Source organism: Luteimonas sp. 100069, assembly GCF_003813845.1.
Lineage (GTDB): Bacteria > Pseudomonadota > Gammaproteobacteria > Xanthomonadales > Xanthomonadaceae > Luteimonas > Luteimonas chenhongjianii.
This window is the reverse complement of sequence record NZ_RPFN01000001.1, coordinates 1,128,188-1,146,253: the sequence shown is the minus strand read 5'-3', so window position 1 is coordinate 1,146,253 and position 18,066 is coordinate 1,128,188. Positions and strand designations below refer to the sequence as shown.

Genomic DNA, 18,066 nt, shown 5'->3' with positions numbered 1-18,066 from the left:
CAGACGGAGCGGTTTTCGGCAGCTTGAGCGCCCGTAGGCGAGGTGCTGTCCCGGCGCACACGAGGCGGCCCCATACGCAGCCAAAGCCGCGAGGGCCGGACGGTCTCCGCCCGATGCCGTTGCAACCTAAGCAGACGAAGCGACCCGCATGATGCGGGCCGCCCGTTTGTGTCACTCGGGCGCCGGGCCCGGCGGGATCGGCGCGCCCGCGCCACGGCGGATGCGCACCGGCACCGACTTGCCTGCAGGCACGTGACTGTCGACCGCGTGATGCGAGACCGGGATCAGCGGATTGCACTCGGGGTAGTAGGCCGCGATGCAGCCGCGCGGAATCCGATAGGGGATCGGCCGCAGCCCCCCCACCTCGCGCACTTCAGGGTCATCATCGAAATCCGCGACCAGGGTGATGTGTTCGCCCTCGTCCAGGCCCAGCGCGGCGATGTCGTCCTCATGCATCAGCACCACGCGGCGGGTGCCTTCGATGCCGCGGAACCGGTCGCGGTAACCATAGACCGTGGTGTTGAACTGGTCGTTGCTGCGCACCGTGATCAGGCGGTACCGGCCCGCGCGGTCTTCGAAACCGGTTGCGCACAGCACCTCCGGCACGTGGAATTCAGCCTTGCCGCTCTCGGTCTCCCAGCGCCGCTCGCGCGCCGCGACCGGACGCGGGAATCCACCGGGCGTGTGCAAGCGCGCATTGAAGTCGCGGAACTGGTCGGGATACGTCGCCTCGATCGCACCGCGAACCTGCGCGTAGTCCCCGACCCATTGTTCCCATGGCACCAGGGCAGCCCGCTCGGGCGGGAGGATCGCCTGCGCCAGCGCGGCGACGATCGCGGGTTCGGAGCGAAGCGTGTCAGCGACCGGTGGACTGATACCGAGCGAGCCATGGATGCAGGTGGTGCTGTCCTCGATGCTGACGTGCTGCGCGCCGGTCGCCTGCACGTCCTCCTCGATCCGCCCCAGGCACGGCAGCAACAGGGTTTCGCGCGCGCACAGCAGATGGTTGCGGTTTAGATGGGTGGCGACCTGCAGGCTCAGCGCGAGACCGCGCCACGCGGGTTCGAGGCGCGCGGTGTCCGGCGCCGCGCGCGAGAAATTGCCGCCCAGCCCGATGAAGGCTTCGACGCTGCCGTCCAGGATGCCTTCCACCGTGCCCACGGTGTCGAGCCCCTTCTCGCGCGGCGGCTCGAATCCGTACTGTTCGGACAACCGGTCCAGCGGCACCAGCTCGGGCTTTTCGGAAATCCCGACAGTGCGCTGACCCTGCACGTTGGAGTGGCCACGCACCGGGCAGATGCCTGCACCGGGCCGGCCGATATTGCCGCGCATCAGGGCGAGATTGCACAGCATGCGGACGTTGTCGACCCCATGACGGTGCTGGGTCAGGCCCATTCCGTAGATCAGGATCGTCGACTTGGCCTGTGCGTAGACCGCAGCGACCGATTCGATATCGTCGCGCGACAGGCCGCTCTCGGTTTCGATCCGCTGCCAGTCGGCAGCGCGCAGCCAGGCCTCGAACGCGTCGAAGCCGTGGGTATGGGTTTCGATGAACTCGACATCCAGCACGCGGGCATCGCCCCGCGCGCGCGCCGCGTCATCCAGATCGAGCAGCGCTCGCGCCAGGCCCTGCAGCAGCGCGATATCGCCGCCGGCGCGTACCGGGAAGTAGGCGTTGCTGATCCGCGTCGATGTGCCGGTGGCCATCGCCAGCGGCTCCTGGGGATTGGTGAAACGCTCCCAGCCGCGCTCGTATAGCGGGTTGAAGGTGAAGATGTCGGCGCCGCGTCGCGCGGCCGCCTGCAACGGATGCAGCATGCGCGGGCTGTTGACGCCGACGTTCTGGCCGAACGAAAGGATGCAGTCGCAGTGGTCGAAGTCTTCCAGCAGCACCGTGCCCACCGGCACGCCGATGCTGCGCGGCAGGCCGACCGAGGTGCTCTCGTGGCACATGTTGGAACTGTCGGGCAGATTGTTGTTGCCGTAGAGCCGTGCCAGCAGCGCGTACATGTAGGAGGTCTCGAGCGAAGCGCGGCCCGAGGCATAGAACACGGCGCGTTCGGGCGCCATGTCGCGCAGCACACGGCCCGCGATCGCGAACGCCTCCTCCCACGAGATTCCGACGTAACGGTCGCTGGACGCGTCGTAGCGCATCGGCTCGACCAGTCGGCCCTGTGCTTCCAGATCGTGGTCGGCCCAGGTGAGCAGTTCGCTGACCGTATGCCGCTCGAAGAACCCGGCATCGACGCGGCGCTTGTCGAGCTCCCAGAGCGTCGCCTTTGCTCCGTTCTCGCAGAATTCGAACGGATGAGGTTCGGCCGGCTTGGCCCAGGAGCAGCTTACACAGGCGAAGCCGTCGACCTTGTTCTGGCGCTGCAGCTGGCGCGCGCCTTCCGCCGTTCGCGCGCCTTCGCCGAGCCCATGACGCAGCAGGGATCGGACCGAGCCCCAGCCGCCCGCGGGCGCTTTGTATGGCGTGAAGCTTGGCGTTGGCTGGCTCATGGCGGCTCCGTCATCTACATGACGCACCACCCTCGCGCAGACGACCTGCCAACTCCGTGAAAATCGGCGTCACGGGACCAGGAGGAGGTGACGGCATACTTCCTCCATGGATGCCATCGCCCACATGCGCTGCCCGTGGTGCGGCGAACGGTTCGAGACCCTCGTCGACGCGAGCGCAGGCGCCGCCGACTACATCGAGGATTGCCCGGTCTGCTGTCGTCCGATCGAGATGCAGCTGCGCGTCGGGACGGAAGATGACTACCGATTGCAGGGCGGCCGGGGCGACTGAAGTGGCCACCACGCCTCACGCTCATCGGGCGCTCCATTGGGTGGAGGGGTACGGGATGCGGAGGCCTGGGCTCACCCGGGGTGCGATGGATACACGTCTGCCGGACCGGTACGATTCAAAAGGCGACCTATCACACCGCCTTCACAATTCTTTATGCGCGTTGCCGCACATACGCGCCCGCATTCAGTCGGGAGAATCCGCTCCTGTTCGTCCAGCGTAGACCTTGCCGATCCGCATGAAAAAGAAAGCGCCATGGGCGCCGCTCAATGGGCTGCTCCAGGACCTGCCCGAGGATGTCTGCGATCGCCTCGACGGCGAGATCCAGCTGGTCGACATGCCGGCCGGCAAGGTGCTGCACGAGGCCCATGCGGCGCAGACGACGCTGTACTTTCCGCGCGAAGGCATCGTCTCGCTGATGTACGCACTGGAAAGCGGCGATACCAGCGAGTTCGCGATGGTCGGCAACGAGGGCATGGTCGGCATCGGCCTGCTCACCGGCGCGCGCAGCACGCCGACCCGCGCCGTGGTCAAAGTGGGGGGCGAGGCCCTGGCGATGCGCGGCGAGTTCGCACTGCGCGAGTTCCAGCGCGGTGGCGCGTTCCAGCAGATCCTGTTGCGCTACGTCCAGGCGCTGGTCACCCAGACCGCGCTGACCGGCGTCTGCAACCGGCATCACACGGTCGACAAGCAGCTCTCGCGTTGGCTGCTGCTGGTCAACGACCGCGTGGGATCGGTCGAGATCAAGATGACCCAGGAGCAGATCGGGCACCTGCTGGGTGTGCGCCGCGAGGGCATCACCGAGGCCGCACGTCGACTGCAGGAAGAGGGCTGCATCCGCTACAGCCGCGGGGTCATCCAGGTGATGGACCGCGACTGCCTGCTCGCCCGATCCTGCGAATGCTACGGCGTGGTGCGGACCGAGTACGACCGCCTGCTGCGGCCGGCGAACGAGGGCTGACCCTCACTTCGCGTTTTCGGTCGTCAATGCAGCATGCAAGGCTCGCACCAGGAGACGCGCATGAGCCAGCAACCCCCGACCCTCGTTACCAGCCGCGATGCGGTGGCGAAGATCGAACACTGGATCACCCTCCTCGACGACGAAGCCATCGTCCGGGTGACGCGCGACTCCGATGTGGTCGAGGGTGTGGTGGCGGTGCGTCCCACCATCGAAGCCTTCCGCAACGATGCCGGCGAGGAAGGCCATAACGCGCTGCTGCGCCTGGACGCCGTGGAACCGCGGCAGACGCCGCAGTACGTCTGGCTCAGTGACGTGCGCGACATCGAGCGACTGGGAACGGACTGAGCACGCTGGCTCTGGTCGGCGATTCGCTGCCGGAGCATCACGGATTTGACCCGGCCCAACCCGGCCGGAACGGCTCTGGTGGACGTGGCGAGCGGCTGCTCGATATCGCAGCCGCCGGCTGCCCCGCTACGATGTCGAGCATTGGGGCCGCGACTTCCTGGATGCGGTGGCCGCAGCGGGAAGCGGCGCCGACCGGCACCGCTATGCGATGCGCGGTCTCGCTGCCTGAGCCGGGACCAGCTTCTCCGGCAGCGGGAAGCGGCGGTCCAGAGTGTCCGGCCAGCCGTCGCACGCGCCGTCGCCAGCCGTGTCGTCCATTTGCACGGCAGCGACGTGGTCAAGCCGGCTGCGCCGGCGCGGGTTCGCGTTGTGGCGATCGTGCGCCGGCTGCGACCCGCTGTTCACGAGCGCCTGCCTAGCCTGCTGCCCGCCCCGCGATCACGAGGATTCCGTATGCGTACCGCACCCGCCGTTCTGCTGCTCGCGCTCACTCTTGTCGCGTGCAGTACCGAATCGGACACGGCGACCGCCGAACTCACGCCAGTGCCCTCGCCCCCCGCTGCCTCGGAAGACGCAGCACCCACGGGCTCGCTGGCCGCGCGCGAGGCCCAGACCACACCGTCGAACACGGTCGAATACGACTGCGAGGGCCTGCGGATCACCCTCGCCGTGGAAGGCGAGGCTGAGGACGCACGTGCCAGGTTCGTCGTCGACGGCGCCACCCTGGAACTGCCCGCAAGCGACGCCTCACAGGGCGATCGTTTCGCCGATGCGGACGGAAACGCCTTCTGGCGCCACGGCGACGACGAGGCCCGCCTGCGCCTGCATGACCAGCACGAGCGCAATTGCGCGCGCGTCTACTGACCAGGCGATTCACTCGGCACGCCGGCACAGGTAAGCTGACCCGGCTCCCCCACTCCCCCCGCGTCGATCCGGTCCATTGAAGGCAAGGAGACGACCCATGCGTGTGTTGTGCCCCGTATTGACCGCGAGCCTGTTCCTCGCGCTCGCAGGCTGTTCCCCGTCGCAGGACGATGCCAGCGCGGCCGACACCGCCGACGCCGGCAGTACGACCCCGCCCGCCTCAGCACCCCCTCCGGCCGAGACCGGACCTTCGCCGCGGATCATGCATTACGACTGCGAGGGCACGCTGGTCGACGCCTCGTTCGATGGCCAGGGCCAGGTCAGCATCGCGGTGGACGGCTCGACGTTCCTCCTGCGCACCGAAGACGGCGCCCAGGGCACGAAGTACGTGGACGAGACCGGGAACCAACTGTGGACACGCAGCCGGGACAGCGCGCTGCTGATGCGGCCCGATCACCCGGATCGCACCTGCGCCGGCAACGAAGCAGCGCCGGCCTGACCGGACCGCGGTGGAACGTCTGCCGCCGCGGAACGCCGCCTGTTCCTGAATCGCCGCGGCCGCCTCGCATCCGACCGACGGTTCGCTGCCGCATCCGTGCCCGGCCATCGCACCATGCGCGATGGCCGGGTGACGTCCCTCATTGCGCTTGACGCGCCTCGATTTCGGCGAGGCGTGCGTCGAGCGCCGCCCGTGGCCACCAGCGCCCGCGGACCATCACACCGAGCGGCCGCTGCGCATGCGCAATGTCCGCGCGCGAATCGGCGGCCAGCAGCGCGAGGTCGGCGCGTCGGCCGACGGCCACGGTGCCGAACGTCTCGGGCGTACCGGGGGCCCGGGCCGCGTTGCGCGTGCCGGTGACCAGCCCTTCGTGGGGCGTCAGGTCGGCCTGCCGCATCGGGTCCTTTTCGCGATGGACCGAGAAGCCGGGCACGTCGAAGAATTGCGCATCGGAGCCGAGTAGATCGGCGCGCCCCCCTCAAGCCGAGCCTTGAGCAGGCTCCGTCGCAGGCCGATCAGGGCCTGCGCCGCTTCGGCTGGAAGGTCTCACGCCTGGCGTAGTCGCGCTTGGCGCGGCGCCCGCGCTCGCGTTCGGTGGCAGGCATGTAACGTATCTCCGGCCAGCGGATCATCGCCTCGGCCGACTCTGGCGAGGCCAAGTGCTCGACCAGGCGCAATGTCGGCACGTGCCGCACCACCCCGCCTCGCGGCCAACGCTCTGGTCTTCAACCGGCACCAGGAATTCGCCGTAGCGATCGAGATGATCGATCGACGCCTGCCCCGCCTCCAGCGCGTCCTCGAGGGTGACGCCTTCCGGGACGTGGCGGCGAACGGGAAGCCAAGCGCATCGGCGGTCAGCGCCATGGCCGGATAGGCGTCGGCCGCGATACTGCCGAGCTTGATCAGGTCGAAGCCGGCCGCGTGATACGCGCGCACCTCGTCGGCGACGGCTGTTGCATCGCGAGCGCGCAACCAAAGGCTGGCAAGTACGAGGGTCGGGCCGTCGAGCTCGCCGGCCTCGATGCGCGCCGGCAGCGCCGATGCGAGGGGTCGCCCGGCATGTTGCGCACGAGGGAGAACCCATTGGCCAGATACAGCGCCAGCGCGTCCTCGACATAGGCCGGGTCGTCATCGCCCGACACGTGGCCGTGCATTTCCACCAGGCCCGGCACCCGCACACGGCCGGCGCCGTCGATCAGCGTCGCATCAGCGGGAACCTCCACGCTGTCCACATCGCCCAACGCCGTGATCCTGCCGTCCTCGACCCGCACGGTCTGGCACTGCAGCCGGACGTCGCGATCCATCGGCAGTACATCGACACCGATGAAGGCGACCGGCGCAGCACCGCGCGGGGCCTACGCGTTCGCCTGCAACCTTGCGCACGCCAGCAGCGCGGCGACGCACGCGCGCCGTGCACGCCGGGTCACGACTGCGGCGTCGCGTGCATCGCGACGTTGAGCTGGTCGATCACCACGATCCAGTCGGCGTCTTCCAGACGCTCCTCACGCAGCAGCTGTGCCTGCGCCGGCGTCCAGAATGGCGCCTCTTCCAGACGCATTCCCTCCGGCAGTGGCGCGTGGGTGGCGATGAAACTGCGGATGGAGGCTTCGTCCTCAGCCAAGCCGAGCTGGGCGAAGAGTTCGGAGAAGGGGTGTACGGGCTGCTCCATGAGTGTCCTTGCATGTGATGGCGGGCGGCCCGAGCGTAGCGCGTGTCGCGCCGGCCCTGGCCCGGCCCACAGGGCGCCACAAATGCGGACCGCCCGACAAGGCGGGCGGTCCGGTAGCGCGGCATGCTCTGCTTGCGGCTATCTGACGACTTTCTTCGCGACCGTCATGCCCAGTACGAACAGCACGATCGCGATGATGATCGCGGCCCAGAACAGGAACTTCGCGATACCCATCGCGCCGCCGGCGATGCCGCCGAAACCGAGAGCACCGGCAATGAGACCAATGACGGCAAAAATGATGGCCCACTTGATCATGTTGCGTTCTCCTTCGAAGCGACGCGCTCGTGCGTCGCCAGTGGCCGGAGTCTCGGATGCCTGTAGTGCGGAAGACGTGAATGGGTCAGTGCAGGCGGCGTCCGCGTCCGCGCCATGAGCGCCCGGGTGGCGCCTGCCAACCAGCCGAGGAGCAAAAGGACCACCGACTTCTGGGCAAGCCCACGCGGGGCATCCCGCCAGAGCGCCAGGATCGAGATCGATGTAAAGCACAGCAGCGCCCACGGAATGGCCCAGCGCGCAGCGCATCGCCACGCCGGATCGTGCAGGAACCCAATGACTGCAGCAGCATTCCCGTCCTGGCGAACAGGAATGCGGCCTGCGCGAAGACGCCGTGGACCAGTCCTTCCAGTGATCGGTCGATACCGGGCAGATCCATCCATGCGGAAGCGGTGACTGACAGCGAGACGCCCGAACGCACGAGCATCAGAAATGCCGCGCTGCTGCGCACCTGCTGCATATGCGCCGCCCGCCGGCCCCAGCCGAACGCGGCCGTGCCCGGCCCCAGCCCGACATACGCCACCTGCAGCAGCGCACCCCGGTCGCCGATCAGATACAGGCTCATCTGGCTCGCGACCGGATCCAGATCCGGGCGCACCCGGTGCAACGCGAGCGCACGCGCGACAAAACCCAGCAGGCCCGCAGCCGCGACGACGGCCGCCAGGCGCTGACATGCGCGGGTGGGAAATGGGGGGTATCCGGGCTGCGCGTGCTGGAACGGCCGCCATGCCAGCGAAACCCTCACGCCCCGCCACGCGTGTAGCACCGACGATGCGCGCGCCACCCTCTCACAGTGCGGTCATGCCACGCGACCCCCGCAACCGCCATGCTGCGCTGCGCCTGCCCGGACTGCGCATCGACAGCAGCAACCTCGCCCTCGGCGATCCCGACGGGGACGGCTTTCTTGGCGACCGGGCCAGCCAGACGGCATTCCGTCGCTATCTCGATGCGCGGCGACGTTACCACTTCACCGGCAAACGGGATCCGTTCGGGCGCACGCCCACCGACGCGATCAGCAAGGCCGACATCGATCTGGTGCTGGTCGGGGGCAACGCCGACGCCGCGCATCTGGTGCACGCGGCGGTCGAAGACCATGCGCATCAGCTCGCGGGCGTCGTGCGCGCCTTCCTCGTCACTGACGAATGGCGCGGCGTGCGCCGGATCGTCATCGGCGGTGGTTTTCCCGGCTGCCGCGCCGGCGCGCTGTCGGTGCGGCGGGCGGCACGCCTGCTCAAGCTCCAGCGCGCCGGAGTCGAGCTCTCGATGCTCCAGCATGATGGTGACGACGCCGGCCTGCTCGGCTGGGTGCCGCTGGCGCCCGCGGCCACCCACAGGTACGAGGCCTTCCTCGCCGTCGACATCGGCGGCACCAACATCCGGTGCGGCATCGTCTCGCCACAGCTCGACATTCGTGCCGATGGCAGCAAGGCGCGGGTGCTCGAACGCAGCCAGTGGCGGCACGCTGTCGAGAGCCCGGATCGCGACGAGGCGGTGACCCGGATGGCGGCGATGCTCAACGGCCTGCTCGCACACGCCCGCACGCTGGGCCTGCGGCTGGCTCCGTTCGTCGGTATCGCGTGCCCGGGGGAGATCGCTGCGGACGGACGCATCCTGCACGGTGCCCAGAACCTGCCCGGCGACTGGCAGGCCGACGGGTTCGACCTTGCCACCGAGGTGCGGCAATGCCTGGACCGTGTCGGCAGGCAGATTCCGCGCGTCCTGCTGCACAACGATGCCGTGGTCCAGGGGCTCAGCGAGGCTGCACGCATGGCCGGTGTGGAACGCTGGGGCGTCCTGACCATCGGGACCGGGCTCGGCAACGCCAGCTATACCAACCTGCCCAGCTGAACCGCGCCACGGCGGCGCCGGAGCCGCGGGGCCGCCGGATGCTATGCTCGCCTATCGGGCCCGCGCCCGTTTCGTGCGCTCCGCGCGACCTGAGCCGTCGCCCGCCTCGCTTCCTCTCCCGCGTGACCGCCCCGCCCGGGGCTCCGCTCACAGGAAGCATCGTGCCCGGTTATTCCCCACGTGTCGTAACCGTCGAAGTCGGTGGCCCTGCCGACCGGCCTCGCGTGCTCGGCGATCTGCAGCAGTGCGGGTACGCCGATGCCCACGGCCATGGTCCTGGGCCACAGCTGGCGATCCCGTCGCTGCGCTGGTCCTTGTCCAGCCGCCCCTGGCCGTCCCGTCGCCTGCCCGCGCTGGCGATGGAACAGGTGCAGGTGGCAGGCAGACGCCTATTGGGCGTCTTGACCTGCGATCCTTGTCGCCGCCCCCCGGCGGACCGCCTATCGGTCGCACAGGAGTTGCACGGATCGCGCGAAGGCATTGAGATCGACACCTCGGCGCTGCCACCCGGCCGCGCGCCGCATTCTCGCCGCGCACTCGGGCGGCTGCAGTGAGTGGCGGTCCCAGCGACTGCAACCGCTGCGACGCAGTCTGCTGCCGCCTGACGGTGGTCCTGCAGTCCGGTGACGACGTCCCCGCGCGCTTCACCGACGTCACCGAGGCCGGGCTGTCGGTCATGGCCCGCGATGACGAAGGCTGGTGTGTGGCAATCGATGCCGGCCGCATGTGTTGTTCGATCTACGAGAGCCGTCCCGACGTCTGCCGACGTTTTGCCATGGACGGTCCCTATTGCCGCGAGATCCGCGCCGATTACCTCGACCGTGGTGGTCGTGGAATTCCGCTGGTCATGTATTGAAGGAGACCACGGGATGACCCGTGCCAAGAACCCACCCGCCCCATCCGCGCCCCAGGCGTCCCAGCCCCCGCCTTCGCAGTCCAACACGCGCCATCTGTTCGCCGGCGGCCGCAAGCCCAACGAGCGTGGCGCGTCGATGACCAGCGAGCGCATCGCCAGCGATCTCGCCCAGTTCCGCAAATCCGGCGGGCGGATCGAAGTGCTCGGCACCACGCGCACCCTGACCAAGGTCGACGCCCCACCTGCGCCGCCAGCGCCGGAAGCGGCACCGCGGAAGCGCCGCTCCAGCTGAGCCGCGTCCGGCGTTGACCGCAGGTCGATGCCGGTATTGCCAGACTCGATGCCGTCTTTTCCGAAGGCATCGAGATGAGCCTGCTTCCTCCGATCGAACCCTGCGATCCCGCCCCGTTGCGCGACCGCGTGGTGCTGGTCACCGGCGGTGCGCAGGGCATCGGCCGCGGCATTGCCCAGGCGGTGCTGGGCGCCGGTGGGCGCCTGGTGATCGGAGACCTCGACCGCGACGCAGGCCGCGCCTGTCTCAGCGAGTGGGCCGTGGGCGAGCGTGCCCGCTTCCTGCCGCTGGATGTCGCCCGCGAGCCCTCGGTCCGCGGCTTCGTGGCCAGGGCGTTGATCGCATTCGGGCGCATCGACGGCCTCGTCAACAACGCCGGCCCCGCCTCGCCGGAGATCGCCACGCTGTCCGAGCTGCCGCTCGCCGACTGGCGGCGTTTTATCGACGGCCACCTGACGGGCACGTTCCTGTGCAGCAAGCACGCCCTGCCGGAACTTCGAAAGGCAGGCGGCGCGATCATCAACATCGCCTCGAGCCGGGTGCTGCAGTCCGAGCCGCACACCGAGGCCTACGCCGCCGCCAAGGGCGGCATCGTGGCGTTCACCCATGCGCTGGCAGTCAGCGAAGGTCCGGACGTCCGCGTCAATGCGATCAGCCCGGGCTGGATCGCGACCGAAGGCTGGCGGAAACCTACTGCGCGCAGGGCGCCGAAGCTCTCGCGCCGGGACCATGCGCAGCATCCGGCAGGACGCGTGGGCCAGCCGCCGGACATCGGCGCGCTTGCGGTCTTCCTGCTGTCGGACGCGGCCGGCTTCATCACCGGGCAGAACATCGTCGTCGATGGCGGAATGACGCGGAAGATGCAGTACGTATGACGTGGGCGCGGAGCCCTCGCTTTCGATCCCCTGGCTGAACCACAGCCGCGACCGGTCGCGCATTTCACCTGCCGCAAAGAAGCGCCCTGCAAGCATCGGCCCGGTCATTTGCCCGGAGAACCCCATGAAATCCATCCGCATGCTTGCCGCCATCGGTGCCCTGGCGCTGGCCGGTACCACCCTGGCCCACGCGCAGAATTACGGACCCGAGGATGAAGGCCGCCGTTTCAACGACGGCAGCCGCGTGGTCTGCGAAGACGTGGAGGTGCGGCGCAGCACCTCGGATCCCAATCGCGTGGGCGGTACCGCGGCCGGCGCCGTGATCGGCGGCCTGGTCGGTAACCAGATCGGCAGCGGCAACGGTCGCAAGCTCGCAACCGTGGGCGGCGCTGTCGCCGGTGGCGCGATCGGCCGCAACGTCCAGGGCAACCGCCAAGAAGCCAGCGGCGACCGTGTCATCGAGACCCGTTGTCAGCGCGTCCAGCGCTGACCGCTGCACTCCAAGCGACACCGACGGGCCGGCCTTGCGCCGGCCCGTTTGCGCCGGCAAGCCGCAGGACTACCAGACGAGGTCGTCGGGCACCGCGAATCTGGGATCCTCGTAGTCATCGGTGCCGGGAGGGGCAGCCGGAGAGCCGCCATGATCGACGACGATGGACCCGGGATCGCGTTCGCGCACCCGTTGCGCCAGCGCCCGCGGCAACAGCACGTGGCCCGCGTCGAGACGGGCGATGACCAGCATCCCGCTCCCCAGTTCGCGCGCCTGCGCATCGTCCACCAGCAGCGTCCGGATTGCCCCGTCCGCTTCGAACCGGTACGCGCGCTCGCCACGTGCTGCAATCTGGCCGTCCGCGATCAACTGGCGCGCCTGCACGCGCAGTTCGCGCTGACGCGCTTCGGCATTGCGTGACTGCGCAAGCTCCCGATCGCGCTCCGCCTTTTCCTGGCGGCCGCGTTCGGCGTCCCGTTGCGACTCGGTGGGCTTGGCCGGCTGCTTCCCATGCCGGGCGCGGGTCTGCTCGCGCGCCACTTCCGCCAGCTTGCCCTTCTTGACCAGGCCTGCCTTCAACAGCTGTTCCTGCAGCGGATTGCGCATGCATCTCTCTTCCACGGTGTCCGGGGTCGATGATACCGGCTGGGACCCGCGTGCCTCGGGTACAGGCTGAACATCCGCCGCGAGGGCTCGGCTCTTGCCACCGCTCGGAAGTCCGAGGTGACCTGGGCGGAGCTTGGATTCGATAATGTCGATTAACGCAACGATGCTTCCTGATCTACCAGGTCGTTCTATTTTCGTGCGTGGTTCACCATGCGGCTCTGTCGCCCCCCTGGCGCCATTCCCTTCCGCACCGAGACGTCCCCATGTCCAATGCCTTCCTCGACGCTGCGACACGCCGCCGCACCCAGTACAGCCTGGCATCGGAGCTGCCGATCCCGCAGGCCGATGTCACCGCCCTGATCAAGGAGGCCGTGCGCCAGAGCCCCTCGTCGTTCAATTCCCAGAGCTCGCGTGCGGTGATCCTGTTCGGTGCCGAGAGCCGCAAGTTCTGGGACCTGGTCAAGGACGCTCTCCGTCCGCTCGTACCGGCGGATGGATTCGGCGCCACGGAGGCGAAGATCGACAGCTTCGCGGCCGGCGCCGGCACAGTGCTGTTCTACGAGGACAGCGCGCCGATCCGCGCCCTGCAGGAGCAGTTCCCGCTCTATGCCGACAACTTCCCGGTGTGGTCCGAACATTCCACCGGCATCGCCCAGTACGCGGTATGGACGGCGCTGGCCGAGGCGGGAATCGGCGCGAGCCTGCAGCACTACAACCCGCTCGTCGATGCCGCCGCCGCCGCGCAGTGGGACATCCCGTCGAGCTGGACACTGCGGGCGCAGATGCCCTTCGGCGCGCATGCCGGGCCGATCGGCGAGAAGACCTTCATCGACGACGCGCTCCGGTTCCGCGTACACGGCTGATCGCATCGGGCTTCGGGCGCAGTCGGGGTCGTGCGTAGAATCGCAGGCTCTTTATCCGCTCGAGGTGCTCCATGCGCGTAGTCCGCCGTCCCGTCCCGCTTGCGCTCGCCCTGGCCTGCGCGAGCCTGCTCGGCGCGTGCGCCTCCCCGTCCGGTACTGCGCCGATGCAGGCGGTACAGGCACCGGTGGCGCACGACGACAGCGCGGCGGCGCAGTTCTTCGCACGCTTCACCGACGAGTGGATGCGGCGCCAGCCGTCGGCATCCACCGCCAGCCGCTACTTCGACGATGCCGAACAGGCGCGCATGGATCGCGAGCTCACGCCGCAGACGGAGGCCTATCGCGCCGAGACGCTCGCCCTGGCCCGACGCGGGCTCGCCGAGCTGGCGACGCTGGACCGGTCCACGATGACCGACACCGATCGCGTCTCGGCCGAACTGATGGACTGGCAGCTGCGCCAGATCATCGAAGGCGACCGTTTCGACGATTTCAGTTTCCCGCTGCAGCAGTTCGGCGGCGCGAACGTCTCGCTGCCCAACCTGATGACCGTCGTGCATCCGGTGCGCAGCGCGGCCGATGCCGACAGCTATCTCGCCCGGCTCGCGCAGTTCGAGACGCGCATGGACGAGGCCACTGCGCGCGCATCGGCACTGGCCGCGCGGGGCGTCCTGCCGCCGCGCTTCATCGTCGAGGCCACGATCGCGCAGATGCGCCGTTTCATCAGCGATGCGCCGGCGCGCAATCCGCTGGTGGCGACGCTCGATACCCGCCTGCAGGCGGTCGAGGCGATCGACAGCAAGGCCCGGGCTGCGATCCTGGCCGAGGCCACGCGACTGGTCGAGACCGGCGTCTACCCGGCCTGGTCGCGCGCGATCGCGGAACTGGAAGCCCAGCTGCCGCGGACCACGGCCGACGCCGGCCTGTGGCGCCTGCCGGGCGGCGACGAGGCCTACGCCTATCAGCTGCGCCGTTTCACTTCGACCTCGCTCGGCGCCGAGGAGATCCATGCCATCGGCCTGCGCGAAGTCGCGCGCATCGAAGCGGAGATGGACAGCATCCTGCGTGGGCTGGGGCGCACCGACGGCAGCGTCGAAGCGCGCGTGCGCCAGCTGCGCCAGGATCTCGCGTACTCCAACGACGAGGCCGGTCGCGCCGCGATCATGGCCGACATCGACACGATGATGCGCGACGCCGAACGGCGCAGCGATGCGCTGTTCGACATCCGCCCGCGTTCGCAGGTGATCGCCCAGCCCTACCCCGAGTACCGCTGGGAGAGTGCTGCCGCCAGCTACACGGCGCCGCCGCTCGACGGCTCGCGGCCTGGCGTCTACCAGATGCCCCTGCGGCAGGACCGGCTGACCAACTTCGGCCTGCGCACGCTCGTCTATCACGAGACCGTGCCGGGGCATCACTTCCAGGTCGCGTTGTCGGTCGAGAACGCCGCGCTGCCGAAGTTCCGCCAGGTGCGCGCACTGGGCGGCATCTCAGCCTTCAGCGAAGGCTGGGCGCTCTACGCCGAACGCGTGGCGGCCGAGGAAGGCTGGTACGAGGGCGATCCTGAAGGTCGTCTGGGTCAGCTCGACGCCGAGCTGTTCCGCGCCCGCCGCCTGGTGGTCGACACCGGCCTGCATGCGATGCGTTGGACCCGCGAGCAGGCGATCGACTACGGCATTCCGGCCTCGGAAGTGGAGCGTTACGTGGTCATGCCCGGCCAGGCCACGTCCTACATGATCGGCCAGCTCGAGATCATCCGCCTGCGCGACAAGGCCCGCGATGCGCTCGGCGACCGTTTCGATCCTCGCGCCTTCCACAACCGCGTGCTGCTGACCGGCGTGGTGCCACTGGAACTGCTGGAGCGGGAGGTCGACGCGTTCATTGCCGCGGCCGCGTGACAGGCCGCCGGTCCCGGCACCTCGCCGGTGCCGCGATCGCGCAGCTCGGCGCGATCGCGGCAGGGATCCCGGCAGGCCTCCGATCCGACGGCGGACGCGCTGCCGGCGACGGAGATCGACCGCATCCGGCAGACGTTCTCCCCCCCGATGCCGGCACCTGAGGCCGGGACAGGAAGCGAGGCCGATCCATGGCGGATGTCGCGCCAAGACGTGGCCGCGCGGTACACATCGGCGGCGGACGCGGGAGACTTCGCGCCGATGCTGATGCTGGTCGGCTACAGCCCCGAGGTCATCCAGGTCGGCCTACCGCATCGGTGATTCGGTGACTAACCTGATCACGCCGATGATGAGTTACTTCGGCCTGATCCTGGCATTTGCCGCGCGTTATCAAGGCGATATCGGCGTGGGCACGCTGATCGCGATGATGCTGCCCTATACGGTGGTGTTCTTCATCGGCTGGACGATGCTGTTCTTCGTCTGGTGTTCGGCCTGGGGCTGCCGGTGGGACCGGGCGCGCCCACGTACGACCCCGCGGGCTGATCGCGCGCGCTGCCTGCGGTTCGGTCACCATGATCGCCTCGCCCGGCGCCTGGGCCCGTACACCCGCTGTGACGTGAAAAGAAAAAGGCCGGGGCATGCCCGGCCTTTTCCATACAGCGTCCCGGATCACCAGATCCTGACGCGGTCCTCCGGGGCGATCCACAGCGCGTCCTGCGCGGTGACGTTGAACGCGTCATACCAGGCATCGACATTGCGCAGCGGCGCGAACGCGCGGATATGTCCGGGCGAATGCGTGCCGTTGACCAGCTGCTGGCGCAGCGCATCGTCGCGCCACAGCGTGCGCCAGACCTGCGCCCAGCCCATGAACAGACGCTGCTCGCCGCTGAAGCCGTCGAGCACCGGCGCAGGCTTGCCGTCGAGCGAGCGGCGGTAAGCCTCGAGCGCGATGGTGATGCCGCCGAGATCGCCGATGTTCTCGCCCATCGCGACCTTGCCGTTGATGTGCATGCCCGGCAGCTGCGGGAACGCGTAGGCCTCGTACTGGGCGCCCAGCTTGGCCGCCTGCGCCTCGAACTTCGCCGCGTCGTCGGCCGTCCACCAGTCGCGCAGCACGCCCTCACCGTCGGACTTGCGGCCCTGGTCGTCGAAGCCGTGGATGATCTCGTGGCCGATCACGCCGCCGATGGCGCCGTAGTTCACCGCCGGATCGGCATCGGGATCGAAGAACGGCGGCTGCAGGATCGCGGCCGGGAACACGATCTCGTTCTTGACCGAGTTGTAGTAGGCGTTGACGGTCTGCGGGGTCATGCCCCACTCGGCCTTGTCGACCTGCTTGCCGATGCGGTTGCGGCGGTAATCCCACTCGAAGGCCATCGAACGCGCGGCGTTGCCGAACACGTCGCCGCGGGCAATCTGCAGGCCGCTGTAGTCGCGCCAGGTGTCGGGATGACCGATCTTCAGCCCGAAGCCTTCGAGCTTCTTGCGCGCCTCGGCCTTGGTCTCGGCGCCCATCCAGTCGAGCTGGTCGAGACGCGCGCCCATCGCGACCTTCACGTTGGCGACGAGCTCGTCCATCTTGGCCTTCGCATCGGCCGGGAAGTAGAGCTGCACGTAGTCGCGGCCGATCGCCTCGCCCATCGTGTTCTCCGCGAACGACACGCCCCGCTTCCAGCGCTCCTGCTGCTCGGGCTGGCCCGACAGGAACTTGTTGCGGAACTCGAAGTGCGCATCGGCGAAGGCCTTCGACAGCAGCGGCGCTGCGGCGTCGGTGGTGCTGAAGGCCTGCCAGGCCTGCAGCGTGGCGACATCGGTGTCGGCGAAGATCGCGGCGATCTTCGGGATCGCGGTGTCCTGGCGCACGACCGCGCGCGGCGCCTGGGTCACGCCAGCGGCGTGGAAATACGCCTCCCAGTCGAAGCCCGGCGCGGTGGTCGCGAATGCCGACAGCTCGACCGGGTTGTAGGTCTTGTTGCGGTCACGGCTTTCGGCGCGGGTCCAGTGCGCGTCGGCAATGCGGGTTTCCATCGCCAGGATGGCTTCCGCGTTCTGCTGCGGGTTGTCCCAGCCGGCGAGCTCCAGCATCTGCGCGATATAGGCCTGGTAGCGCTCGCGCTGCGGCGCGAAATTCTCGCGCAGGTACATTTCGCGGTCGCCCAGTCCCAGCCCCGACTGGCTCATGTACAGCGTGTAGCGGTCCGGATCGCGCTGGTCGTCGGAGACGCCCAGGCCGAAGAAGCTGCGGCCGAAGTCGCCCTGCTGCGCGCCCATCAGCGTGGCGAGCTTGGACTTGTCGTTCGCGGCGCGGATGGCGGCGAGCTTCGGCGCGAGCGGCTTGGCGCCCAGTGCCTCGACGGCGGCCTCATCCATGAATCCCGCGTACAGGGCCGCGACCTTGGCCTGGTCGCCATCGGTCGCCGGATTCCCGGCGGGATAGCCTTCCACCAGCTGGCGCACGCGCGCCTCCGACAGGTCACGCAGCACCAGGAAGGCGCCATAGCTCGACTTGTCCGACGGGATCTGGGTGTTCTGCGCCCAGGTGCCGCTCACGTAACGGAAGAAATCCTCGCCCGGTCGCACACCGGATTCCATGCCGGCCGTGTCGATGCCCCAGGTGCCCATGCGCTTGGCCTCGACAGTGGCTTCCGCGCTTCCGCCCGCTGCGCCTGATTCGGCCTGGAACAGGGTTTGCAGCTGGCACAGCGTGTCCAGGCAGGCGTGGTCGTGGTCTTGGGCGGCAGCGGTCGAGGCCGCCATCGTCAGTGCGAGCGCCGTGGCCGCGGACAGCAGGGTCTTCTTCAAAAGGTATCTCCAGATGGCAATTCGGGCCGGCTCACGGTTGCGCGCGTAACCGGTCCCCCAGCATACCGGGACGCGCGCGCCTGCTG

The 18,066-nt window shown here is 68.8% G+C and carries 22 protein-coding genes; 13 read left to right on the top strand and 9 right to left on the bottom strand.

Going from position 1 to position 18,066, the window contains the following annotated elements; translation table 11 throughout:
• Window positions 1-171: 171 nt before the first annotated feature.
• Window positions 172-2,502: an FdhF/YdeP family oxidoreductase gene (locus EGK76_RS05095; protein ID WP_123831847.1), complete on the bottom strand. Its 2,331-nt coding sequence runs from the start codon at window positions 2,500-2,502 to the stop codon at window positions 172-174.
• A 106-nt stretch (window positions 2,503-2,608) separates the two neighbouring features.
• Here EGK76_RS05095 and EGK76_RS05090 point away from each other — a divergent pair, with 106 nt between their 5' ends.
• The 5 genes from EGK76_RS05090 to EGK76_RS05070 all read left to right on the top strand — a co-directional run bounded on the left by EGK76_RS05090 (window position 2,609) and on the right by EGK76_RS05070 (window position 5,457).
• The gene (locus tag EGK76_RS05090) at window positions 2,609-2,791 is read left to right on the top strand and encodes a CPXCG motif-containing cysteine-rich protein (protein ID WP_123831846.1); all 183 of its coding nucleotides are present in this window, start codon (window positions 2,609-2,611) and stop codon (window positions 2,789-2,791) included.
• Between the two features lie 235 nt (window positions 2,792-3,026).
• Window positions 3,027-3,749 (top strand): Crp/Fnr family transcriptional regulator, encoded by a 723-nt coding sequence (locus EGK76_RS05085; protein WP_096298596.1) that lies wholly within the window; start codon window positions 3,027-3,029, stop codon window positions 3,747-3,749.
• Between the two features lie 60 nt (window positions 3,750-3,809).
• Complete coding sequence (locus EGK76_RS05080) at window positions 3,810-4,094, top strand: DUF3247 family protein (protein WP_157745412.1); 285 nt, start codon at window positions 3,810-3,812, stop codon at window positions 4,092-4,094.
• Between the two features lie 453 nt (window positions 4,095-4,547).
• Window positions 4,548-4,958 (top strand): MliC family protein, encoded by a 411-nt coding sequence (locus tag EGK76_RS05075; RefSeq protein ID WP_123831845.1) that lies wholly within the window; start codon window positions 4,548-4,550, stop codon window positions 4,956-4,958.
• A gap of 97 nt (window positions 4,959-5,055) precedes the next feature.
• Complete coding sequence (locus EGK76_RS05070; RefSeq protein WP_123831844.1) at window positions 5,056-5,457, top strand: MliC family protein; 402 nt, start codon at window positions 5,056-5,058, stop codon at window positions 5,455-5,457.
• A 139-nt stretch (window positions 5,458-5,596) separates the two neighbouring features.
• Here the strand turns inward: EGK76_RS05070 and EGK76_RS05065 are convergent, their stop codons facing one another.
• From EGK76_RS05065 to EGK76_RS05045, 6 genes are all read right to left on the bottom strand, one after another.
• Entirely contained in the window at window positions 5,597-5,890 is a 294-nt protein-coding gene (locus EGK76_RS05065) for an amidohydrolase family protein (RefSeq protein WP_123831843.1), read from the bottom strand.
• Between the two features lie 82 nt (window positions 5,891-5,972).
• Window positions 5,973-6,143: a hypothetical protein gene (locus EGK76_RS15365; protein ID WP_158613450.1), complete on the bottom strand. Its 171-nt coding sequence runs from the start codon at window positions 6,141-6,143 to the stop codon at window positions 5,973-5,975.
• Between the two features lie 216 nt (window positions 6,144-6,359).
• Window positions 6,360-6,761 (bottom strand): hypothetical protein, encoded by a 402-nt coding sequence (locus EGK76_RS05060; RefSeq protein WP_123831842.1) that lies wholly within the window; start codon window positions 6,759-6,761, stop codon window positions 6,360-6,362.
• Window positions 6,762-6,880: 119 nt separating this feature from the next.
• Window positions 6,881-7,126, bottom strand: a complete 246-nt coding sequence (locus EGK76_RS05055; RefSeq protein ID WP_123831841.1) for a DUF2789 domain-containing protein — start codon at window positions 7,124-7,126, stop codon at window positions 6,881-6,883.
• A gap of 138 nt (window positions 7,127-7,264) precedes the next feature.
• Window positions 7,265-7,441, bottom strand: a complete 177-nt coding sequence (locus EGK76_RS05050; RefSeq protein WP_096298608.1) for a DUF1328 family protein — start codon at window positions 7,439-7,441, stop codon at window positions 7,265-7,267.
• 85 nt (window positions 7,442-7,526) lie between these two features.
• On the bottom strand, window positions 7,527-8,204 hold the full coding sequence (locus EGK76_RS05045; protein WP_158613449.1) for a DUF998 domain-containing protein: 678 nt from the start codon (window positions 8,202-8,204) through the stop codon (window positions 7,527-7,529).
• Between the two features lie 56 nt (window positions 8,205-8,260).
• Here EGK76_RS05045 and EGK76_RS05040 point away from each other — a divergent pair, with 56 nt between their 5' ends.
• The 5 genes from EGK76_RS05040 to EGK76_RS05020 all read left to right on the top strand — a co-directional run bounded on the left by EGK76_RS05040 (window position 8,261) and on the right by EGK76_RS05020 (window position 11,820).
• Window positions 8,261-9,307: an ROK family protein gene (locus EGK76_RS05040; protein WP_123831839.1), complete on the top strand. Its 1,047-nt coding sequence runs from the start codon at window positions 8,261-8,263 to the stop codon at window positions 9,305-9,307.
• Between the two features lie 550 nt (window positions 9,308-9,857).
• Window positions 9,858-10,163 (top strand): YkgJ family cysteine cluster protein, encoded by a 306-nt coding sequence (locus EGK76_RS05035; RefSeq protein ID WP_096298614.1) that lies wholly within the window; start codon window positions 9,858-9,860, stop codon window positions 10,161-10,163.
• Window positions 10,164-10,176: 13 nt separating this feature from the next.
• Complete coding sequence (locus EGK76_RS05030) at window positions 10,177-10,455, top strand: hypothetical protein (RefSeq protein ID WP_233580159.1); 279 nt, start codon at window positions 10,177-10,179, stop codon at window positions 10,453-10,455.
• Between the two features lie 74 nt (window positions 10,456-10,529).
• Window positions 10,530-11,330, top strand: coding sequence for an SDR family oxidoreductase (locus tag EGK76_RS05025; RefSeq protein WP_123831838.1), 801 nt, complete (start codon window positions 10,530-10,532; stop codon window positions 11,328-11,330).
• 124 nt (window positions 11,331-11,454) lie between these two features.
• On the top strand, window positions 11,455-11,820 hold the full coding sequence (locus EGK76_RS05020; protein ID WP_179948169.1) for a glycine zipper 2TM domain-containing protein: 366 nt from the start codon (window positions 11,455-11,457) through the stop codon (window positions 11,818-11,820).
• 69 nt (window positions 11,821-11,889) lie between these two features.
• Here EGK76_RS05020 and EGK76_RS05015 read toward each other — a convergent pair whose 3' ends face one another.
• Entirely contained in the window at window positions 11,890-12,426 is a 537-nt protein-coding gene (locus EGK76_RS05015) for a DUF2058 domain-containing protein (protein ID WP_123831837.1), read from the bottom strand.
• Between the two features lie 263 nt (window positions 12,427-12,689).
• Here EGK76_RS05015 and EGK76_RS05010 point away from each other — a divergent pair, with 263 nt between their 5' ends.
• The 3 genes from EGK76_RS05010 to EGK76_RS15745 all read left to right on the top strand — a co-directional run bounded on the left by EGK76_RS05010 (window position 12,690) and on the right by EGK76_RS15745 (window position 15,499).
• Entirely contained in the window at window positions 12,690-13,289 is a 600-nt protein-coding gene (locus EGK76_RS05010; RefSeq protein ID WP_123831836.1) for a nitroreductase family protein, read from the top strand.
• Window positions 13,290-13,360: 71 nt separating this feature from the next.
• On the top strand, window positions 13,361-15,181 hold the full coding sequence (locus tag EGK76_RS05005; protein ID WP_123831835.1) for a DUF885 domain-containing protein: 1,821 nt from the start codon (window positions 13,361-13,363) through the stop codon (window positions 15,179-15,181).
• Between the two features lie 195 nt (window positions 15,182-15,376).
• Window positions 15,377-15,499 (top strand): hypothetical protein, encoded by a 123-nt coding sequence (locus tag EGK76_RS15745; protein WP_305029685.1) that lies wholly within the window; start codon window positions 15,377-15,379, stop codon window positions 15,497-15,499.
• Window positions 15,500-15,847: 348 nt separating this feature from the next.
• Here the strand turns inward: EGK76_RS15745 and EGK76_RS04995 are convergent, their stop codons facing one another.
• Window positions 15,848-17,980, bottom strand: coding sequence for a M13-type metalloendopeptidase (locus EGK76_RS04995; protein ID WP_233580158.1), 2,133 nt, complete (start codon window positions 17,978-17,980; stop codon window positions 15,848-15,850).
• Window positions 17,981-18,066: the final 86 nt, after the last annotated feature.

Bases quoted from the DNA above. Each gene is read 5' to 3' on its own strand.
- EGK76_RS05085 (WP_096298596.1), top strand. From the start codon at position 3,027: ATGAAAAAGAAAGCGCCATGGGCGCCGCTCAATGGGCTGCTCCAGGAC.
- EGK76_RS15745 (WP_305029685.1), top strand. From the start codon at position 15,377: ATGTCGCGCCAAGACGTGGCCGCGCGGTACACATCGGCGGCGGACGCG.
- EGK76_RS05020 (WP_179948169.1), top strand. From the start codon at position 11,455: ATGAAATCCATCCGCATGCTTGCCGCCATCGGTGCCCTGGCGCTGGCC.
- EGK76_RS05015 (WP_123831837.1), bottom strand. From the start codon at position 12,426: ATGCGCAATCCGCTGCAGGAACAGCTGTTGAAGGCAGGCCTGGTCAAG.
- EGK76_RS05070 (WP_123831844.1), top strand. From the start codon at position 5,056: ATGCGTGTGTTGTGCCCCGTATTGACCGCGAGCCTGTTCCTCGCGCTC.
- EGK76_RS05030 (WP_233580159.1), top strand. From the start codon at position 10,177: ATGACCCGTGCCAAGAACCCACCCGCCCCATCCGCGCCCCAGGCGTCC.
- EGK76_RS05005 (WP_123831835.1), top strand. From the start codon at position 13,361: ATGCGCGTAGTCCGCCGTCCCGTCCCGCTTGCGCTCGCCCTGGCCTGC.
- EGK76_RS05060 (WP_123831842.1), bottom strand. From the start codon at position 6,761: ATGGATCGCGACGTCCGGCTGCAGTGCCAGACCGTGCGGGTCGAGGAC.
- EGK76_RS05055 (WP_123831841.1), bottom strand. From the start codon at position 7,126: ATGGAGCAGCCCGTACACCCCTTCTCCGAACTCTTCGCCCAGCTCGGC.
- EGK76_RS05090 (WP_123831846.1), top strand. From the start codon at position 2,609: ATGGATGCCATCGCCCACATGCGCTGCCCGTGGTGCGGCGAACGGTTC.
- EGK76_RS05050 (WP_096298608.1), bottom strand. From the start codon at position 7,441: ATGATCAAGTGGGCCATCATTTTTGCCGTCATTGGTCTCATTGCCGGT.
- EGK76_RS05025 (WP_123831838.1), top strand. From the start codon at position 10,530: ATGAGCCTGCTTCCTCCGATCGAACCCTGCGATCCCGCCCCGTTGCGC.
- EGK76_RS05095 (WP_123831847.1), bottom strand. From the start codon at position 2,502: ATGAGCCAGCCAACGCCAAGCTTCACGCCATACAAAGCGCCCGCGGGC.
- EGK76_RS05040 (WP_123831839.1), top strand. From the start codon at position 8,261: ATGCCACGCGACCCCCGCAACCGCCATGCTGCGCTGCGCCTGCCCGGA.
- EGK76_RS05080 (WP_157745412.1), top strand. From the start codon at position 3,810: ATGAGCCAGCAACCCCCGACCCTCGTTACCAGCCGCGATGCGGTGGCG.
- EGK76_RS05075 (WP_123831845.1), top strand. From the start codon at position 4,548: ATGCGTACCGCACCCGCCGTTCTGCTGCTCGCGCTCACTCTTGTCGCG.
- EGK76_RS05010 (WP_123831836.1), top strand. From the start codon at position 12,690: ATGTCCAATGCCTTCCTCGACGCTGCGACACGCCGCCGCACCCAGTAC.